This is a genomic window from Umezawaea beigongshangensis, assembly GCF_016464305.1.
Taxonomy (GTDB): domain Bacteria; phylum Actinomycetota; class Actinomycetes; order Mycobacteriales; family Pseudonocardiaceae; genus Umezawaea_A; species Umezawaea_A beigongshangensis.
The window spans coordinates 148,167-167,520 of the sequence record NZ_JAEIOJ010000010.1 but is presented as its reverse complement, the minus strand read 5'-3'; the positions used below and the strand labels follow the sequence as shown (position 1 = coordinate 167,520).

At 73.0% G+C, this 19,354-nt stretch carries 15 protein-coding genes; 8 read left to right on the top strand and 7 right to left on the bottom strand.

Features of this window, described 5'->3' with window-relative positions:
- Window positions 1-25: 25 nt before the first annotated feature.
- From trpD to IMZ35_RS23525, 3 genes are all read right to left on the bottom strand, one after another.
- Window positions 26-1,072: an anthranilate phosphoribosyltransferase gene (trpD, locus tag IMZ35_RS23535; protein WP_199443340.1), complete on the bottom strand. Its 1,047-nt coding sequence runs from the start codon at window positions 1,070-1,072 to the stop codon at window positions 26-28.
- Between the two features lie 10 nt (window positions 1,073-1,082).
- Window positions 1,083-1,496 carry a hypothetical protein gene (locus IMZ35_RS23530; RefSeq protein WP_199443339.1) on the bottom strand — a complete coding sequence of 138 codons (414 nt, stop codon included), beginning with the start codon at window positions 1,494-1,496 and terminating at the stop codon, window positions 1,083-1,085.
- A gap of 199 nt (window positions 1,497-1,695) precedes the next feature.
- Window positions 1,696-2,106, bottom strand: coding sequence for a hypothetical protein (locus tag IMZ35_RS23525; RefSeq protein WP_199443338.1), 411 nt, complete (start codon window positions 2,104-2,106; stop codon window positions 1,696-1,698).
- A gap of 76 nt (window positions 2,107-2,182) precedes the next feature.
- Between IMZ35_RS23525 and ctaE the strand changes: the two genes are divergently transcribed.
- From ctaE to qcrB, 4 genes are read left to right on the top strand one after another with little or no spacing between them, the layout of a single operon-like run.
- On the top strand, window positions 2,183-2,791 hold the full coding sequence (ctaE, locus tag IMZ35_RS23520; protein ID WP_199443337.1) for an aa3-type cytochrome oxidase subunit III: 609 nt from the start codon (window positions 2,183-2,185) through the stop codon (window positions 2,789-2,791).
- Window positions 2,792-2,837: 46 nt separating this feature from the next.
- Window positions 2,838-3,647: a cytochrome bc1 complex diheme cytochrome c subunit gene (qcrC, locus tag IMZ35_RS23515; protein WP_199443336.1), complete on the top strand. Its 810-nt coding sequence runs from the start codon at window positions 2,838-2,840 to the stop codon at window positions 3,645-3,647.
- The gene (qcrA, locus tag IMZ35_RS23510; RefSeq protein WP_199443335.1) at window positions 3,644-4,771 is read left to right on the top strand and encodes a cytochrome bc1 complex Rieske iron-sulfur subunit; all 1,128 of its coding nucleotides are present in this window, start codon (window positions 3,644-3,646) and stop codon (window positions 4,769-4,771) included. The genes qcrC and qcrA overlap by 4 nt, the downstream gene beginning before the upstream one ends.
- Window positions 4,768-6,438 (top strand): cytochrome bc1 complex cytochrome b subunit, encoded by a 1,671-nt coding sequence (qcrB, locus tag IMZ35_RS23505; RefSeq protein WP_199443334.1) that lies wholly within the window; start codon window positions 4,768-4,770, stop codon window positions 6,436-6,438. Before qcrA ends, qcrB begins: the two co-directional genes overlap by 4 nt.
- Window positions 6,439-6,525: 87 nt before the next feature.
- Here the strand turns inward: qcrB and IMZ35_RS23500 are convergent, their stop codons facing one another.
- Window positions 6,526-6,807, bottom strand: coding sequence for an Lrp/AsnC family transcriptional regulator (locus IMZ35_RS23500; protein WP_199443333.1), 282 nt, complete (start codon window positions 6,805-6,807; stop codon window positions 6,526-6,528).
- A gap of 35 nt (window positions 6,808-6,842) precedes the next feature.
- On the bottom strand, window positions 6,843-8,570 hold the full coding sequence (locus IMZ35_RS23495; RefSeq protein ID WP_199443332.1) for a DEDD exonuclease domain-containing protein: 1,728 nt from the start codon (window positions 8,568-8,570) through the stop codon (window positions 6,843-6,845).
- Window positions 8,571-8,654: 84 nt separating this feature from the next.
- Here IMZ35_RS23495 and IMZ35_RS23490 point away from each other — a divergent pair, with 84 nt between their 5' ends.
- The 4 genes from IMZ35_RS23490 to IMZ35_RS23475 all read left to right on the top strand — a co-directional run bounded on the left by IMZ35_RS23490 (window position 8,655) and on the right by IMZ35_RS23475 (window position 13,929).
- Complete coding sequence (locus tag IMZ35_RS23490) at window positions 8,655-10,058, top strand: NYN domain-containing protein (protein WP_307868672.1); 1,404 nt, start codon at window positions 8,655-8,657, stop codon at window positions 10,056-10,058.
- Between the two features lie 318 nt (window positions 10,059-10,376).
- Window positions 10,377-11,411, top strand: a complete 1,035-nt coding sequence (locus IMZ35_RS23485) for an NlpC/P60 family protein (protein ID WP_199443331.1) — start codon at window positions 10,377-10,379, stop codon at window positions 11,409-11,411.
- Window positions 11,412-11,484: 73 nt separating this feature from the next.
- On the top strand, window positions 11,485-12,768 hold the full coding sequence (locus IMZ35_RS23480; RefSeq protein WP_307868671.1) for a M48 family metalloprotease: 1,284 nt from the start codon (window positions 11,485-11,487) through the stop codon (window positions 12,766-12,768).
- A gap of 9 nt (window positions 12,769-12,777) precedes the next feature.
- Window positions 12,778-13,929 (top strand): glycosyltransferase family 4 protein, encoded by a 1,152-nt coding sequence (locus tag IMZ35_RS23475; RefSeq protein ID WP_199443330.1) that lies wholly within the window; start codon window positions 12,778-12,780, stop codon window positions 13,927-13,929.
- Window positions 13,930-13,955: 26 nt separating this feature from the next.
- On the opposite strand, the gene IMZ35_RS23470 is transcribed toward IMZ35_RS23475, so the two are convergent.
- The gene (locus IMZ35_RS23470; protein ID WP_199443329.1) at window positions 13,956-17,093 is read right to left on the bottom strand and encodes an AfsR/SARP family transcriptional regulator; all 3,138 of its coding nucleotides are present in this window, start codon (window positions 17,091-17,093) and stop codon (window positions 13,956-13,958) included.
- Window positions 17,094-17,508: 415 nt separating this feature from the next.
- Window positions 17,509-19,323 carry an AMP-dependent synthetase/ligase gene (locus tag IMZ35_RS23465; protein WP_199443328.1) on the bottom strand — a complete coding sequence of 605 codons (1,815 nt, stop codon included), beginning with the start codon at window positions 19,321-19,323 and terminating at the stop codon, window positions 17,509-17,511.
- Between the last annotated feature and the right edge of the window lie 31 nt (window positions 19,324-19,354).

The following is a 19,354-nucleotide window of genomic DNA, read 5'->3' as shown; positions in this document are numbered from 1 at the left end:
GTGTTGCGGACGTGTTGCGGAAAGTTCAGGAACCGCGGAGCTGTGTCGACAACGTCGCCCAGCCCCGCAGGAGTTCCGCCGCCGCCCCGCTGTCGACGGCGGCCGCCACGTCCGTCAGAGCGGCGGCCAGATCGGCGTGCAGGTCGCCGGACAGCCCGCGGTGCGCCGCCACGGCGCCCGCCGCGTTGACGAGCACGGCGTCGCGGACCGGACCGGGCTTGCCGCTGACCAGCTCGCGCACCACCTCGGCGTTGGTCGCCGCGTCACCGCCCAGCAGGTCCTCCGGCAGCGCCGGACGCACACCGAGCACCGACGGGTCGATCCGGTCGGTGCGCACCACACCGCCGTCGGCCACCCACACCGAGGTCGTGGTGGTGGTGGTGATCTCGTCCAGGCCGTCGTCGCCCCGCACGACCAGCGCGGTGGAGCCCCGGCGGGCGAACACCCCGGCGACGAGCGGCGCCGCGGCCTCCCGCGCGCAGCCGATCAGGCCCACGACCGGCTGGGCCGGGTTGGTGAGCGGACCGAGCAGGTTGAACGCCGTGGGGATGCCCATCTCGCGGCGCGGCCCCGCGGTGTAGCGGAAGGCGGGGTGGAACACCGGGGCGAAGCAGAACCCGATGCCCAGCTCGGCCACCGTGCGCTGCACGCCCGCGGGTTGCAGGTCGATCGCGACGCCCAGCGCCTCCAGCACGTCGGCGGTGCCGCACTTCGACGACGAGGCGCGGTTGCCGTGCTTGACCACCGGGACACCGGCGGCGGCGGTCACGATCGCCGCCATCGTGGAGATGTTCACCGAGCCGGACTGGTCGCCGCCGGTGCCGACGAGGTCGGTGGCGCGGACGTCCACGCTGAAGAGGCGGGCGTGCCGCAGCATCGTCTTGGCGATGCCGTCGATCTCCTCCGGCGTCTCGCCCTTGGCGCGCAGCGCGACCGCGAACGCGGCGATCTGGGCCTGCGTGGCATCACCGGACATGATCTGGTCCATCGCCCAGCCCGCGTCGTCCTCGGTCAGGTCGACCCGGGCGATCAGCCGGTTGAGCAGCGAGGGCCAGGTTCTCGTCTCCGCCATGACCCGGCGCTCAGCCGCGGACGGCGGGCAGTGCTGCGGAGGAGCGCAGCACCTCGGCGACGGTCTCGGCCGCGGCCAGCGGGTCGAGCGGGTGCACGATCACGGCGTCCGCCTGCGACCACGTGGCCAGCCAGCGGTCGTCCCTGCGACGCACCGCCACCACGATCGGCGGGCAGTCGGTGATCTCGTTCTTGAGCTGCCGGGACAGGCCCATGCCACCGGTGGGCTGCGCCTCGCCGTCGAGGATCGCGAGGTCGATGCCGCCCTGGTCGGCCTCGTAGAGGACCTCGGCGACCGTGCCGGCCTCGACGTAGGTGACGCGCCCCAGGTCGGGGGCGGGTCGGCGACCCACGGCCGTGACGATCGTCTCACGCACCTCGGGGCGGTGGCTGAACACCAGGATCTTCGTGGTCTGCGTGCTCATGTGCTCGATCCTCCGGCGGGTCGGTCGACCTGGTTCCCCGATGCTATCCGCGACCGGCCGTCGCGCCAGCACCCGGTGGTCGGACGACGGCCGGGCGCGGGCCGCTCTCCGGAGGAGTCGCGGAAGACTGTGACGCGCAGAACACGCGTCCTCGCTCACCACGACCGGGGCGAACCCGGTCCGGTCCGGTCGTCGCCGACTACTCGGTGTGGGGCTGCAACGCGTCCCAGCCGAGCGAGTCGCCCCCGAGGCGCTGCGCCAGTCCCGCCATCCGGGAACGCTCCTGGGCGCAGTGCAGGGCGTCGAGCACCTGCACCCGCACCGCGTGCTGGTGACCGGGGCGCTCCGCGTCCCGGCGCAGCAGCCAGCCGTCTTGAGCGAGCAGCTCCGAGGCTCGTTCTACCTGGTCAGAGGGTATGCTGAGGTGGTGACGCAGCACAGCCTCGGCGTCCGCTCGCCACCGCGGCGAACGGGCCAGAACGGCCGAATCGGCCTCCGCGGGGTCGAACGCCTCGGCGACGACGACCAGCCCCGGCGCGTCCACGTCGAGGGGAGGCGTCCTGCGTCGGGAGGCCCACGCCCGCAACCGGTCCAGCAGTCCCGTCCCCATCGCTCACCCTCCGTCACGTCCACCGCCTCCGACCCGCGGCGGACCCGATGGGCGAGGCGAAAACCTGCAAGCAATAATGCGTCGTGTGACAACGGCAGCGCCCTCCATCGGCCAGCGCGTGCACTCGCTGAACCGCCCGAACATGGTCAGCGTCGGCACGATCGTCTGGCTGTCCAGTGAGCTCATGTTCTTCGCGGGGCTCTTCGCCATGTTCTTCACGGTGAAGGCCCAGAACGAAGGTCCGTGGCCCCCAGAGCCGACCGAGCTGAACGTGCCCCAGGCGCTGTTCTTCACGACCATCCTGGTGGCCTCGTCCTTCACCTGCCAGTGGGGAGTCTTCGCCGCTGAGCGCGGGGACGTGTTCGGTCTCCGCCGGTGGTACGTCGTCACCCTGGTGATGGGCCTGATCTTCGTGGCCGGCCAGGGTCTGGAGTACTACGAGCTCGTGCACCACGGGACGACCATCCCGTCGTCGGCGTACGGCACGGTCTTCTACCTGACCACCGGCTTCCACGGTCTGCACGTGATCGGCGGGCTCGTCGCGTTCGTGTACCTGCTCGTGCGAACCAAGCTGAGCAAGTTCACCCCTGCCCAGGCCACCTCGGCGATCGTCGTGTCGTACTACTGGCACTTCGTCGACATCGTGTGGATCGGCCTGTTCGCCGTCATCTACATCGTGCCCTGACGCCAGCAGCACGAGCCCCGAACTGACAGCAAGGGTTGCCGCACACATGACCACCACCAACACCACACGGAACCGGAAGCGCACGAAGGCGCGCCGACGGATCTCCGGCCTGCTCGCGCTCGGCTTCGCCCTGCTCAGCGCAGGATTCTTGTTCAGCGCCTTCGCGCCGGAGCCGCAGATCGCGCAGGCCCAGGAGGACACCGCGCAGGTGAGGCTGGGCGAGCAGCTCTACAACAACACCTGCATCACCTGTCACGGCTCCAACCTCGACGGCGTGCAGAGCCGCGGCCCGAGCCTCATCGGCACCGGCGACGCGGCGGTCTACTTCCAGGTCTCCAGCGGTCGCATGCCGCTGGCGCGCCAGGAGGCCCAGGGGCAGCGCAAGCCGACGAAGTTCACGCCGGAGGAGATCGACGCCCTCGGCGCGTTCATCCAGTCGCGCGGCGGCGGCCCCGAGCGGCCGGAGGAGTCCGGCGCGGCCCTGCGCGGTGTCAACACCGCCCGCGGCGGTGAGCTGTTCCGGCTCAACTGCACCTCGTGCCACAACTTCACCGGTCGCGGCGGGGCGCTGTCGTCCGGCAAGTACGCGCCGAACCTGGACGGCGTGACCGAGGAGCAGATCTACACCGCCATGCTCTCCGGCCCGCAGAACATGCCGAAGTTCTCCGACCGGCAGCTCTCGCCGGAGGAGAAGCAGGACATCATCGCGTACATCAAGTCCGTCACCAACGGGAACAACAACCCCGGTGGCGCCCCCCTCGGCGGGTTCGGTCCCGTCTCCGAGGGTCTGATCGCGTTCATCGTGGGGATCGCCGCCCTCGTCGGCGTGACCCTCTGGATCGGAGCCAAGGCATGAGCGGCGAGAAGCCGAAGGAACTGCCCAGCGACGACGAGCTCGCGCAGATGAGCCGGGACGAGCTCGTCCGGCTGGGCACCGAGCTCGACGGCGTCGAGCTCGTGCACTACGAGGAGAAGTGGCCCGTCAAGGGCACCAGGGCAGAGAAGCGCGCCGAGCGCGGCGTCGCCGCGTGGTTCGCCGTCGCCGCACTGGCCGGCATCGCCTTCCTGGCCCTCTTCCTCTTCTGGCCGTGGCAGTACGAGGTCCCCGGCAGCGACCGGCACTTCCTGTACGCCCTGTACACGCCGCTGATCGGTTTCACGCTCGGCCTGTCGATCCTGGGTCTCGGCGTGGGCGCCCTGCTGTACACGAAGCGGTTCATCCCGGACGAGCTCGCGGTCCAGCAGCGTCACGACCTCGGCTCCTCCGAGGTCGACAAGGCCACCCTGATCGCCGAGCTGGGCGACGCGGGTGAGCGCAGCACGCTCGGCCGGCGCTCGCTCATCAAGCGCACGGCCGGTCTCGGCGCCGGTGTCTTCGGCCTCGGTGTCCTGGCCGTCCCGCTGGGCGGTCTGATCCGCGACCCGTGGAAGCACAGCGACACCAAGGAGTCGCTGTGGCACACGGGCTGGCTGCCCGAGAACGGCGAGAAGGTCTACCTCCGCCGCTACACCGGTGTCGCCCACGAGATCGCGCTCGTCCGTCCGGAGGACATCGAAGCGGGCGGTTTCGAGACCGTCTTCCCGTTCCGCGAGTCGGAGCGCGAGGACGAGAAGGCTCTCGTCGCGGCCATCAAGCGGGCGGACAACCCCGTCATGCTGATCCGCTTCCGCCCTGGTCAGCAGGTCACGAAGCGTGCAGGGCAGGAAGACTTCAACTACGGTGACTTCTACGCGTACTCCAAGGTCTGCACCCACCTCGGTTGCCCGGCCTCGCTGTACGAGCAGCAGACCGGCCTGCTGCTGTGCCCGTGCCACCAGTCCCAGTTCGACGTCTTCCACTACGCGAAGCCGCGATTCGGTCCGGCGACCAGGGCGCTGCCGCAGTTGCCGATCACGGTTGACGAGGACGGCTATCTGATTGCACGCGGCGACTTCATCGAGGCCGTCGGCCCGGCGTTCTGGGAGCGAAAGTCATCATGAGTGCCATCACGACACCCACGAAGCGGCCCAAGGCCGCCGCTCGTGCGGCCGGTGGAGCGGCGAAGTGGGCCGACGACCGCTACCACGCGGCCGGCGGCCTGCGGAAGCAGCTGAACAAGGTCTTCCCGACCCACTGGTCCTTCCTGCTCGGTGAAGTCGCGCTGTACAGCTTCATCATCCTGCTGCTGTCCGGCACGTACCTCGCGCTGTTCTTCGACCCGTCGATGGAAGAAGTCGTCTACGACGGTCCGTTCGCCAACTTGCAGGGCGTGGACATGTCCCGCGCCTACGAGTCGTCGCTGGAGATCTCCTTCGACGTCCGCGGCGGCCTGTTCGTCCGCCAGGTGCACCACTGGGCCGCCCTGCTGTTCATGGGCGCGATCGTGGTCCACATGTTCCGGATCTTCTTCACGGGCGCGTTCCGCCGCCCCCGCGAGGTGAACTGGGTCATCGGCATCCTGCTGTTCATGCTCGGCGCGATCGAGGGCTTCCTCGGCTACTCGCTGCCCGACGACCTGCTCTCCGGAACGGGTCTTCGCGTCATGGCGGCACTGCTGCTGTCGTTCCCCGTCGTGGGCAGCTGGATCAACTGGCTCGCGTTCGGCGGCGAGTTCCCCGGCACGGAGATCATCCCGAGGTTCTACACGCTGCACATCCTGCTGATCCCGGCGATCCTGCTGGGCCTGGTGGCGGTGCACCTGGCGCTGGTCTGGTACCAGAAGCACACCCAGTTCCCCGGCGTGGGCCGCAAGGAGACCAACGTCGTCGGCGTGCGCATCATGCCGGTGTTCGCGGCCAAGGGCGGCGGCTTCTTCGCCCTCGTCGTCGGCGTCACGGCGATCATGGGCGGCGTGTTCCAGATCAACCCCATCTGGAACTTCGGCCCGTACAACGCGGGTCAGGTCTCGGCCGGTGTGCAGCCCGACTGGTACATGGGCTGGACCGACGGTCTGATCCGCCTGTGGCCGGCGTGGGAGTTCTACATCGGCAACTACACGATCCCCGAGCCGTTCCTGCCGTTCATCCTGGGCCTGCCCCTGCTGACCGGTCTCGCGGCGGTCTACCCGTGGATCGAGCGGAAGCTGACCAAGGACTACGCGCACCACAACCTGCTCCAGCGTCCGCGCGACGTGCCGGTGCGCACCTCGCTGGGCGCGATGGCGATCACGTACTTCATGGTGCTGCTGATCTCCGGTGGCAACGACATCATCGCGTTCCAGTTCGACATCTCGCTCAACGCGATGACGTGGGCCGGTCGCATCGGCATGTTCGTGCTGCCGCCGCTGGCGTACTTCATCACCTACCGCATCTGCATCGGCCTCCAGCGGGCCGACCGCGAGGTGCTGGAGCACGGCGTCGAGACCGGCATCATCAAGCGCCTGCCGCACGGCGAGTTCATCGAGCTCCACCAGCCGCTGGCCGGCGTGGACGCTCACGGCCACCCGCTGCCCCTGGCCTACCAGGGCGCTCCGGTGCCGAAGAAGATGAACGCGCTCGGTTCGGCCGGCCACCCGGTTCCGGGCAGCACGATGACCCCGGACCCGCCGGAGGAGACCGTGGCACTGGAGCGCGCCCGTGCGCAGCGGGGCGTCTCCAGCGACGTCGGCGCCCTGAGCGCCGAGAACGAGCCGGAGCTCGCGGGCAAGCCGCAGCAGCCCGAGTCCTGAGGTCGGTGCCGACACCCGTCGGCACCGACGCGAGAGGCCCCCGTCCTGCACAGGACGGGGGCCTCTCGCGTCGGGCGGGAGCGCGTCCTACTCGTCCAGGCCGATGGCGAACGCCGCGTCGGAGTCGCGCTTGGAGTAGGAGCGGAAGGCGATGTGGGTGTCGGTGTTGAGCACGCCCGGCACCTTGCTGATCCGGGCTGGCACCAGCGCGGCGAGGTCCTCGTGCTGGGACACCTTCACCACGGCGATCAGGTCGACGTCTCCCGCGCAGGAGTAGACCTCGTTGACGCCGTCGATGTCGGCGATCGCCTGCGCCGCATCGGGAATGCTGTCCGCCGAAGCCTGGATCAGCACTATCGCGGTGACCACAGTGGCCCTCCTCGTTCTCGGTGAGGAGACCGAGCCTAGGGCATGTCCGCGTGCCGGTACTGGTCACGACCGGCCGCCGCCAGGTCGGCCCACGCCCGCCACGACCCGGCGGCCGAGGCGGGGGAGGACCACGGCTGCTCGCAGTGCACGAGCCGGGTGCCCGGCTGGTCGAGCCAGCGCAGCACCACCCCGGTCTCCTCGGCGGGGGCGCCGCGCAGCGGGCCCTCCTCGGGCAGCACCGTCTCGGCGGAGGCGACCAGCGCGGCCACGACGGGCATCGGGGGCACGCCGCGCCGCGCGACACCGGCCGACGCGAGACGGCCGTGGCGCACGACGGCGAACTCCCAGCCGCCCTCGCCGTCGGGACGGGCGGCCACGAGCTCCGGCAGGGCCGCGAGCCCGGCGAGCCGCTGCCCGCGGTCCAGGGACCGCACGAGGGCGGCGATGCGGTCGCGGCGGTTCGCGGCCTCCTCGAAGCGCTCCGCGAGCGCCAGCTCGTCGAGCTGGGCGGCCAGCGCGTGCAGCGGAGCGGTGTCCCGCCCCTGCACGAGCGCGTGCAGCGCCCGCACGGCGGGGGAGTACTCCTCCGGGGTCTGCCGGCCCGCGCACGGGGCCGCGCAGCGTCCCAGCTCGGCCAGCGCGCACGGCGTGCCGTTCTGCCCGCGCGCCGGAATGCGGATCTTGCACGCGCGCAGCGGCAGCGCCTCCAGCAGCACGTCGTGCGCCGCCTCCGCGGCGCGTCTGGTGCGGAACGGGCCGAGCGCGCCGTCGCGGGCCTGGCGCACGGCCGACAGCCGCGGGTACGCCTCGTCGGTCAGCACGAGCCACCAGGCGTTGCCCGGCTCCTTGGAGCGCCGGTTGTAGGCGGGGCGGTGCGCCGCCAGCAGCCGCAGCTCCCGCACCTGCGCCTCCAGCGAGTGGGCGCAGGTGACGGCGTCGACCCGCACCGCCAGCGCCACCATCTCCCGCAGCCGCCGCCGGGTCTCGCTCGCGGTGAAGTACTGCCGCACGCGGCGTCGCAGGTCGGAGGCGGTGCCGACGTAGAGGACCTCCTCGCTGGGACCGCGGAACAGGTACACGCCGGGGGCGTGGGGCAGGTGCGCGGCCAGCTCCCGCTTGCGGCGCTGCTCGGCGGTGACCTCGGGCAGGTAGGAGAGCAGCTCCTCCAGCGAGTGCACGCCGACGTTGCCGACGCGCTCCAGCAGGGCGTGCAGCACCTCCACGGTGGCGCGGGCGTCGTCCAGCGCGCGGTGCGTGGGCCTGGTGCTGACGCCGAACAGGTCGGCCAGCGCGGACAGCCGGCAGCTCGGCGCCTCGTCGCGGCTCAGGACGCGCCGGGCGAGCCGCACGGTGCACACGACGGTGGGGCGCGGCCAGGTGTAGCCGTGACGCTCGCACGCGGCCTTCACGAACCCGGTGTCGAAGCCGGAGTTGTGGGCGACGAGCACGGCCCCCTCGGCGAACTCCAGGAACGCGGGCAGCACCGTCGCCATCGTGGGCGCGCCGGTGACCATCGCCTGCGTGATGCCGGTGAGGGCCACGATCTGCGGCGGGATGCCGATCTCGGGGTCGACGAGGGTGCCGAACTCGCCGATCACCCGTCCGCCGCGCACCTTCACCGCGCCGATCTCGGTGACGGCGTCGGTGGCGGCGCTGCCGCCGGTGGTCTCCAGGTCGAAGACCACGAAGGTGGTGTCGCGCAGAGGCGTGCCGAGCTCGTCGAAGGAGAGCTGGGCCTGTGCGGGTGCTGGGTTCGCGGCCATCGGGGGAGACGCTAACCGCGGCCACCGACAGTTCTCCGAGGCCCGTGCGCTGTGAGCGCCCCTACCGAGCCGTAGCCTGTACCGGTGCACGACCCGACACCAGCGCGCGCTCCGGAGCTCCCGGACGCCGACGCCGTCTCGTCCGACCGGGACGACACGGCGGACGGCACCGCGCCGGGGACGGCCGGACCGGGTGAATCCACTGTGGACTGGGTGGCGCTGCCGGACGTGCTGCGGGCGAGGCTCGCGGAGCTGGCGGCCGACGCGCTCGGCGGCATGGCGAAGGTCGACGTGCCGCAGCAGCTGCGCCCGGTGGCGCGGTTCGCCCCGTCGAAGCGGGCCAGGCTCGGTGCGCCCGCGCTCGTGGCGGGTCTGAAGAACTCGCAGAACTTCCGCACGGCCGTCGTGGAGTGGCTGCGCGAGAACCGTGCCACCGCGCTGGAGCCGGACGCGCCGGACCCGGTGACCGCGGCCGCGGCGGCGATCCTGCTCGGCGACGAGGCGGCGGCGCAGCACGTCGAGCTGGTGGCCCGGCGTGCCGGTGACGCCGCGCTGCGCTCCGAGCGCGACGCCGCGGTCACCAGGGCGGAGCGGCTGGAGGCCGAGCTGGCGCAGCTGCGCGCCGACCGCGCGACGTCCACCGGGATCGCGGAGCGGGTGCGCGAGGAGGCGGAGGTCGAGCTGGAACGCCTGCGCAAGCGGCTGCGAGAGCAGGGCGTGAAGCTCCGCGAGGCGAAGGACCGCGCGCAGTCGGCCTCGGTGGAGGTGGACCGGGTGCGTGCCGAGGCGTCGAGGGAGATCGAGCAGCTGACCGGCGAGCGGGACCGCGAGCGCGAGCGGGCGGAGTTCGAGCGGGCGAGGACGGCGAGGGCCGAGGCCGACGCCGAGGTGGCGCGGCAGTCCGCCCGCGAGGCCCGGCAGGCCGACGAGGTGCGCCTGGCGCTGCTCGTGGACACCCTCGACGGCGCGGTCACCGGGCTGCGGCGCGAACTCGCGCTGGGGGGCGGGTCGGGACCGCGTCCCGCCGACCTGGTGCGGGGCGCCAGCGCGGCGCAGAGCGCGGTGGGGCGGGTCGAGGACCCGGCCGCGCTGGACCGGTTGCTCGCCCTGCCCGCCGTGCACCTGGTGGTCGACGGCTACAACGTCACCAAGACCGGCTACCCGGAGCTGTCGCTGTCCGACCAGCGGGACCGGCTCGTGCACCAGCTCGCGGTGCTGAGCGCGCGGACCCGCGCGGAGGTGACGCTGGTGTTCGACGGCGCCGGTGTCGTGGCCGTGCCCGCCGCGTCGCCGCGCGGGGTGCGGGTGCTGTTCAGCGATCCCGGCGTGCTCGCCGACGACGTCATCCGCGCGCTGGTCACGGCCGAGCCGGAGGGACGCCCGGTGGTGGTCGTCACCTCGGACCGCGCGGTCGCCGACTCGGTGCGCCGGCGCGGCGCCCACCCGGTGCCCTCGGCGGTTCTGCTCGCCCGGCTCGGACGTGTGTGAGCGAGAAGACGAAAGATTTTTTTAACAGTACCGCTGGTCACTTCACGAGGTCACGGCTACGCCGAACGAGCCCGTTCCGGTGCTCCTGTGCGTTTCGTCGACTCGGTGGTGGACGTACCGGCTCACGTTTCGTAATGTGACCGCGACTCGTGGCGGGCAGTCGTTCACCCCGGACGACGACACGGGGTCACCGCCGGAATCGGCCTGTCGGGGAGCCGGACCGGAGACGACTCGGATCGAGTGCGAACGCGCTGAGCGGCTGTGCGTCGTTCCCGTTCGTCCGGTAGGCGGTCCAGACCGAAGGAGACACGCGCGACTGTGGCGTCGCAACGACTCAAGCGCGGAATGCGCGGGGCGCTCGCTGCCACCGCGGTGGCAGCAGCAGCGGTCAGCATGTCGCCGGTGGCGGCGAGTGCTCAACCGGCGACCAACGCGTCCGATGCGCTGAAGAAGTTCAACGAGGTCTCCGAGAAGGCCACCGCGCTCAACGAGCAGGTCCTCCAGGCGGAGGAGGCGCTCAACGCGCGCAAGGGCGAACTCGAGAAGGCGAACGCCGACGTCGCCGCGGCCACCGAGGTCGAGAACCAGGCGAAGGCCGACGAGGAGCAGTTCCGGGTCCAGGTCGACCAGCTGACCGAGGCGTCCTTCGAGGGTGCGCGGTTCAACCAGCTGTCCGCACTGCTCGTGAGCGACTCGCAGCAGGACTTCCTCAACCGCATGTCGGCGCTGGGCGTGCTCGCCGCCGACAACAACGAGGCCCTCGACCGGCTCTCCGGAGCCGTGGCGAAGGCCGACGACGCGCGCTCGAAGGCCGCGGAGGCCCAGAGCCGCGCGCAGACCGCGACGGACGAGGCCGCGAAGGTGGCCGACGAGCTGCGGAAGAACCGCGACGAGCTGGAGAAGCAGAAGCGCGAGGTCAAGTCTCAGCTCGACGCCCTGTCGGCGCCCGAGCGCAAGACCGTGACCAGCAGCGGCGACATGTCGGACTTCGCCGTGCCGGCCAGCGCCGCGGGTACCGCGCTGAACTTCGCGCTGGCCCAGCGCGGCGAGCCCTACGTGTGGGGCGGCACCGGACCGGACGGCTGGGACTGCTCCGGCCTGATGATGAAGGCGTACGCCAACGCGGGTGTCAGCATCCCGCGCACCAGCAACGCCCAGGCCGGCGCCGGTCGCGCCGTGTCCCGCGCCGAGGTCCAGGCGGGTGACCTGATCATCTACAACGGCGGCAACCACGTCGGGATGGCCGTGAACAACTCCCAGGTCGTGCACGCCGCGACGGAGGGCGTTCCGGTCAAGGTCGTCGGGCTGAACGACCCGGGTTCGATCTACGCGATGCGCCGCATCGCGGGCTGAGACCTCCGCACCACGGGCGGGCTCCGCGCACCTGCGCGGGGTCCGCCCGTCGCTCTCCCCTAGCATCGGGGGTGTGATCGGAGCGGCTCGGCACCGGGCCCCGCTGGCCGCGGTCGTCGCCGCGACCCTGCTCGTCGGGCTCGCGGTCGCCGTGTTCCCGCCCTCCACCGGCGTCCCGGCGACCGGTTCGGCGCAGACGGTGGAGCTGGACGCGCGCCGCTCCGCCGTGGCCGACCTCCTCGACACCCGCGCGCGAGCGCTCCTGCACCGCGACGAGACCGCGTTCCTCGCCACGGTCGACCCCTCCGCCGACGAGGTGTTCCGCGACGCCCAGCGCGCCCTGTTCGGCAACCTCGCCGGGGTGCCGCTGGAGCACTGGTCGTACCGGCTGGACGCGCGATCCGCCGACGTGACCGGGCTGCACACCGCCGACGAGCTGTGGGCGCCGCCGGTGACCCTGGAGTACGCGCTGCGCGGGGCCGACCTCGCCCCGACCTCCCGTCCGCTGGCGTACCTGTTCGCCCGGCACGGCGACCGCTGGTACCTCGCGTCGGACACCGCGCTGGAGCGGCAGGGCCTGCGCACGTGGCGCGGGCCGTGGGACTTCGGGCCGTGCCTGACGCTGTCCTCGGCGGTGGGACTCGTGCTCGGTCGTCGCGGCGGCGAGGCGCTCGCCGCCCGCGTGCTCGCCGAACTCGGCCCGGCCGTCGCCGCGGTCACCGAGGTGTGGGGCACCGGCTGGGCGGGCCGGGTCGCCGTCGTCGTCCCGTCCGGGGTGGACGAGATGCAGACGCTCGTCGGACCGGGGTTCGCGGTCGGCTCCGCCGCGGCCGTCGCGGTCGCCGACCGGGTCGACAACGGCGCCGCGCGGGGCCAGCGGGTCGTGCTCAACCCGGCGGTCGCCCCGTCCCTGTCCCAGGAGTCGCTGCGGGTCGTGCTGCGGCACGAGATCACCCACGTCGCCGCCCGCGCCGCCACGACCGACGGCGCGCCCCTGTGGCTGCTGGAGGGGTTCGCCGACCACGTCGGCTACCGCGGCGGCGACGTGCCGCTCGCGCACGCCGCGCCCGACCTGGCGGAACTGGTCCGCTCCGGCGGTGTCCTCACGATCCCCGAGCGCGCCGACTTCCGCTCCGCCCGGACGATGGACCTCGCCTACCAGGAGGCGTGGACGCTGTGCGACCACCTCGCCGAACGGCTCGGCGAGCCCGGCCTGGTCGCCCTGTACCGGCGGCTGGCCGTGGTCCCGGAGTCCAGCGCGAGCGCCGTGGAGACCGTGCTGCGCGAGGAGACCGGCCTCGACCTGGCCGCGCTCACCGCGGGGTGGCGGGAGTTCGTGACCGCCCGGCTCGGCTAACGTTGCCCCGTGCGCCGGACCCTGCTGCTGACCAACGACTTCCCCCCTCGCCCCGGCGGCATCCAGTCCTACCTGCACGCCCTGGCCACCCGGCTGCCCGCCGACGACCTCGTCGTGTACGCGCCGTCGTGGACCGCGTCCTCGGGGTCGCACCCGGAGTTCGACGCCGCGCAGCCGTTCCCCGTCGTGCGCCACCCCGGCACGCTGATGCTGCCCGTGCCCGACGTGCTGCGCCGCGCCACCGACATCGCCCGCGCCGAGGGGTGCGAGGCCGTGTGGTTCGGCGCCGCCGCGCCGCTCGCGCTGCTCACCCCGGCGCTGCGCCGGGCCGGGATCGAGCGCGCCGTCGCCAGCACGCACGGCCACGAGGTCGGCTGGTCCATGCTGCCCGGCGCGCGGCAGGCGTTGCGCCGCATCGGTTCCACGACCGACGCCGTCACGTTCGTCAGCCGCTACACCCGCTCCCGCTTCGCCGCCGCGTTCGGCCCGGCGGCGGCGCTGGAGCACCTGCCGTCCGGTGTGGACACCGACGTGTTCGCCCCCGACCCGGCCGGTCGCGCGGAGATCCGCCGCCGCCACGGTCTCGGCGACCGTCCGGTGGTGGTGTGCGTGTCGCGACTGGTGCCGCGCAAGGGACAGGACGTGCTGGTGCGCGCGCTGCCCGAGATCCGCCGCCGGGTGCCGGGCGCGGCCCTGCTCGTCGTCGGCGGCGGGCCCCACCGCGCCACGCTGGAGTCGCTCGCGCGGCAGGCGGACGTCGCGGAGCACGTCGTGTTCACCGGCTCGGTGCCGTGGTCCGAGCTGCCCGCGCACCACAGCGCCGGTGACGTGTTCGCCATGCCCTGCCGCACCAGGGGACGCGGCCTCGACGTCGAGGGCCTGGGCATCGTGTACCTGGAGGCGTCGGCCACCGGCCTGCCCGTCGTGGCCGGGCGCTCCGGCGGAGCGCCGGAGACGGTGCGCGACGGCGTGACGGGCACCGTGGTCGACGGCGAGTCAGCGGCCGAGGTCGCCGAAGCGGTCGGCGGCCTGCTGGCCGACCCGGAGACGGCGGCGAAGATGGGCCGCGCCGGCCGGGAGTGGGTCTCCGAGCACTGGCGCTGGGAGGACCTGGCCACCCGCCTGGCCACCCTGATCGACGGCTCGCGACCGGCGGGGTGAGCGCTCGGCCCGCGGTGCCCGAGCGGTCAACTCGCGGTGCCCGAGCGGTCGACTCGCGGCGCTCGAACGGGAGACTCGCGGTCGTGTGCCAGCTGGGCCAGCAGGTGACGGGTCTTCTCCTCGCCGGGGCGGTGGCCGGTGCTCCGCTGCACGGCCAGGGCCCGCTCGGCCTCCGCCGTCGCGGCGGGCCGGTCTCCCAGCGCCAGCAGCGCCGCCGCCCGTTCTGAACGGGCCACGCCCTCCACCACGCGCAGCCCCACCCGCAGCGCGGGCTCCAGCGCCTGGTCGCACAGGGACAGCGCCTCGGCGGGACAGCCGCGCAGCCTGCGGATCGCCGCCAGCTCCACCGTCGCCCGCACCTCCGCGCCCAGGTAACCGAGCTGGCGGGCCGTGTCCAGCGCCTGTCGGCACTGCTCCTCCGCCATCACCAGCTCACCCAGACCGCGGTTGGCCTCCGCGAGCGTCATCAGCACCCGCGTCGCGATCTGGGGCTCGGCGTCGTCCCGCCCCCGTCCCAGCGCCCGGTGCGCCAGTTCCAGCGCCGCCGCCGGCATCCCCGTCGACAGCCGCACCGCCGCCATGCTCACCAGCACCCGCGCGCGCTGCCCCCGGTCGCCGCCGATCGCCAGCGCCCGCTCCAGGTGCGCCCACGCCTCGTCCGGCTCGCCCCGCAGCATCAGGGCCACCGCCAGGAACGTCCGGCAGACCGTCTCCGCGGCGGGCGGGCCGTCCGCCGCGCTGCGGCGCAGCGCCTCCGACAGGTGCTCCACCGCCCCCGCCAGGTCGCCCGACTCCACCGCGAGCAGCCCCAGGTTCGCGAGCACGCCGCTGCGCCGCGCGATGCCCAGGCTCGCGCGCAGGTGCTCCCGCGCCGACCGCAGGTCACCGGCCTCCAGGCTCACCAGGCCCAGGCTGTTCAGGGCCGCGGCCTCGGCCTTCGCGTCGCCCAGCGCGCGCAGCATCCGCACCGACGTGTCGTAGTGCTCGACGGCGGCGGGGAAGTCGCCCACCCGCCAGTGCAGCGCGCCCAGGTTCTGGTGCATCGCCGCCTCGGCCGGGCGGTGCCGCTCCTCGTGGGCCGCGTTCAGGCCGTGGTGCGCCGTCGCGAGCCACTCCGTCACGTGCTTGCCGATCCACAGGTAGCCGCGCAGCGCGTCGGCCAGCCGCCACGACATCGCCGCCGGACCGCGCTCCGCCGCGTGCCGGATCGCCGCCGTCAGGTTCACCAGCTCCGCGTCCAGCCAGCGCATCGCCTCCGCCGGGCCGTCGATCACGGGCAACCGCGCCCGGCTCTCGCCCGTCACGGGCAACCGGGGCAGGTCCGGGTACAGCACGGTCGCGCACCGGTCCACCGCCCGCACCGAGAAGTCCAGCAGCCGCGAGCGCGCCTCCGCGCGCTCCGCCGGGGTCTCGCGGTCGGCGCACTCCCGCGCCGCGAACACCGCCAGCCGGTCGTGGAAGCGGTAGCGCCCCGGCGAGGACTCCAGCAGCAGGCACGCCCGCGCCAGCTCGTCCAGCAGCTTCGCCGCCTCGTCCACGTCGACGTCCGCCACGTTCGCCGCCGCGTGCGCCGTGAACTCGGGGCCGGGCACCACCGACAGCAGCCGCAGCAGCCGCTGCTCCGCCGGGCCCAGCGCGGCGTGCGCGAGCACCAGCGGGTCCGTGCCGCGCAGGTCGGCCACGTGCCGCGCGATCGGCACCCCGCGCCGGAGCACCGTCGCGGCCGCCACGCTCAGCTCCAGCGGGCGGTGACCGCAGCGCACCGCCAGCTCCGCCGTCGCCACCGGCTCGGCGCGCACCGCCGCCTCCCCGAGCAGCGCCGTCAGCAGTTCCAGCGCCTCCCGCGGGTCCAGCGCGCTCAGCGGCACCGGGCGCGCGCCGTTCGTCGCGATCAGCCCGCGCAGGTCCTCGCGGCTCGTCACGATCACCGGGCAGCCCGGATCACCCGGCAGCAGCGGGCGCACCTGGTCCGGAGCCACCGCGTTGTCCAGCACCAGCAGCATCCGGCGGCCGGACAGCAGCGACCGCAGCACCGACTCCATCTCGTCCTGCTCCAGCGGAATCCGCTCGGCGGGAACGCCCAGCGCCCGCAGGAACCGCGACAGCACGTCCACCGGCGCCAGCGGAGGTCCCAGCGCGTCGCCCCGCAGGTCCACGTACAGCTGCCCGTCCGGGAACCGCGACGCCAGCAGGTGCGCCACCCGCACCGCCAGGGCCGTCTTCCCGATGCCCGGCGGACCCGACAGCGTCACCACCGGCACCGCCGTGCCCGTCTCGCGCGGCGCGATCAGCTCCACCACCCGCGCCACCGCCCGCTCGCGGCCCACGAAGTGCGGCACGTCGGCCGGCAGCCGCAGCACACCGCCCGGCGCCTCCTCGCGCGCCGGGACCGCGCGCGCCGGTTCCGGCGCGGCCAGCTCCGGCGCCCCCACCAGGATCGCCCGGTGCAACCGCCGCAGCGGCTCGCCCGGCTCCACGCCCAGCTGCTCCCGCAGCACCCGCGTCGCGCGCCGGAACACCTCCAGCGCCTCGCCCTGCCTGCTGGACCGGTACAGCGCCGTCATCAGCTGGGCCCAGAACCGCTCCCGCAGCGGGTGGTCCCTCGTCAGCCCCAGCAGTGCCGGCACCTGTTCGGCGTGCCCGCCCAGGGCCAGCTCCACGTCCAGCCGCTCCTCGTGCACCCGCAGCAGCCGCTCCACCAGTCCCGGCACCACGTCCCGGTGCAGCACCTCCGACGGCACGTCCGACAGCGCCGGGCCCCGCCACAGCGCGACGGCGGCTGCGAACTCCCCGCGCGCGGCCACCGCCTCACCGGCGGCGACCAGCTCGTCCCCCCGCCGCGCGTGCTCCAGGAACAGGCTCACGTCGACCGCGTGCGGGTCCACGTCCAGCACGTACCCGTGCGGTGCCGTCCGGATCAGCGACGCGTCGCCCAGGAGCTGCCGCAACCGCATGACGTAGGTCTGCACCGAGCCCCTGGTGCGCTCCGGCGGGGACTCGCCCCACACGCGCTCCACCAGCTCCTCGACCGGGACCACCTCGCCCGGCCGCAGCGCGAGCGAGGTCAGCAGCGCGCGGTGCCGACCCGCGCGCACCGGCACGACGTGGTCGGAGACCCGGACCTCCAGCGGTCCCAGCAACCGGAACACCGGTCGCGACCCCATCGCAGTCCCCTCGACGTGTCCCCAGGTCCGATCTGTCCCACCCAGCCTATTGGCGTCACCCGGACCGGTGTCATCACGGCGTCAGTGAAACGACAGCGGCGTTTGACACGCTTGTCGTGTTCCGGCCCGGGGGGACCGGAACTCAGCTTGACGAGCACTGGGGGTCGGATGGCCCGCACCCGGCTGAGCCGGGTGCGGGCCATCCGTCTGTGCCGGTCCGGGCGTACCGCGAGTGGAGCGTTCAGGCACCGCGAGTTGAGCGTTCGGGCCGCCCGAGTCGAGTGTTCAGGTCCTTTGCGCCGAGTGTTGGGGTGTCGTGGGACGGGCGTTCAGGCCGGGCCTGTTCAGTGGTGGGGTGCACCCGAGCAGAAGGCCGCCCCGGGGGACGGCCCTCCGCGGTCCTCCGCTTCCGCTCCTACTTCGCGTAGATCGCCCTGATGTCGCCGGAGTAGGTCTGGGCCACCACGCTCCTGCGCAGCTTCAGGCTCGGAGTCATCTCACCGCCGGCCTCGGAGAAGTCCACGGGCAGGATGCGGAACTTCTTGATCGACTCGGCCTTGGACACCGCCAGGTTCGCGTCGTCCACGGCGTCCTGGATCGCCCTCTGGAGGTCCGCGTCGTCCAGCAGGTCGGCCACCTCGGCGTCGGCCGGCTTGCCGTTCTGCTCCTTCCACGCCGGGAAGAACTCCGGGTCGATCGTGATCAGCGCGCCGATGAACGGCTGCGCGTCGCCCACGACCATGCACTGGCTGATCAGGGGGTGCGCCCGGATGCGGTCCTCCAGGACGGCGGGGGAGACGTTCTTGCCACCGGCGGTGACGATGATCTCCTTCTTCCGGCCGGTGATGCTCAGGAAGCCGTCCTCGTCGAGCTGGCCGATGTCACCGGTGCGGAACCAGCCGTCCTCCAGGGCCTCCCTGGTCGCGGCCTCGTTGTTCCAGTAGCTCTGGAACACCACGCCGCCCTTGATCAGGATCTCGCCGTCCTCCGAGATGCGGATCGACTGACCGGCCACCGGGCGGCCCACCGTGCCGACGCGGAACGCGTTCTCGGTGTTCACGCACGCCGCGGCGCTGGTCTCGGTCAGGCCGTAGCCCTCGAACACCGGCACGCCCACGCCGCGGAAGAAGTGCGCCAGCCGCTCGCCCAGCGGGGCGCCGCCGGAGACCGCCGCGATGCAGCGTCCGCCGAGCGCGGCCCGCAGCTTCGTGTAGACGAGCCGGTCGAACACCGCGTGCTTGATCTTCAGGCCCAGGCCGGCGCCCCCGGCCTCGTCCCTCGCCCGGCTGTGGGCCACCGCGGTCGCCTCGGCCGCGTCGAAGATCTTGCCCTTGCCCTCGGCGTGCGCCTTCTGCTTCGCGCCGTTGTAGACCTTCTCGAACACGCGCGGCACGGCGACCACGAACGTGGGCCGGAACGACCCGAGGTCCTCGACGAGGTTGCGCACGTCCGCCGTGTGCCCCAGCGTCACCCTGGTGTAGACGCAGCACAGGGTGATCGCCCGCATGAGGATGTGCGCCAGCGGCAGGAAGCACAGCAGCGAGTTTCCCGCCATCATCAGCTGCGGGAACGCCGCGAAGTCGCCGCGCACCTCGTTCAGCAGGTTGCGGTGGGTGAGCTGACAGCCCTTGGGGCGGCCCGTCGTGCCGGAGGTGTAGACGAGCGTCGCGTCCTCGTCGGCGGTCACGTCCCTGCGGCGCGTGTGCGCGTCCTCGTCGGACACCTGCGCGCCGAGCGCGGTCAGCTCGTCGATCGCACCGGCCGCGCCGTGGTCGCCTGGGCCGTCGATCTGCCAGACGTGACGCAGCTCGGGCAGCCGGTCCACGACCGAGTCAACCGTCTCGCGGTGCTCCGCCGTCTCCACGAACACGGCCTTCGCGCCCGAGTCGGACAGGATCCAGTTCACCTGCTCGGTCGAGGACGTCTCGTAGACGGGCACGGTCACGCCGCCCGCGCTCCAGATCGCGAAGTCGATCAGCGACCACTCGTAGCGGGACTTCGACACCAGCGCGATGCGGTCGCCCCGCTCCAGGCCGGCCGCGATCAGCCCCTTGGCCACGGCCAGCACCTGCGCGGCGAAGTCGCGAGCGGTGACGTCGACCCACGTGCCGTCGACGCGGCGGCGGAAGCTGACGGCGTTGCCGAAGCGCTCCGCGTTCGCCCACACCATGTCGGTGAGGTTCTCCTCGGGAGCCACCGCGGCTGTGGCGGGAACGCTGAACTCGCGCACGTCGACCTCCGGTCGGTTCGTTTGTTACCGG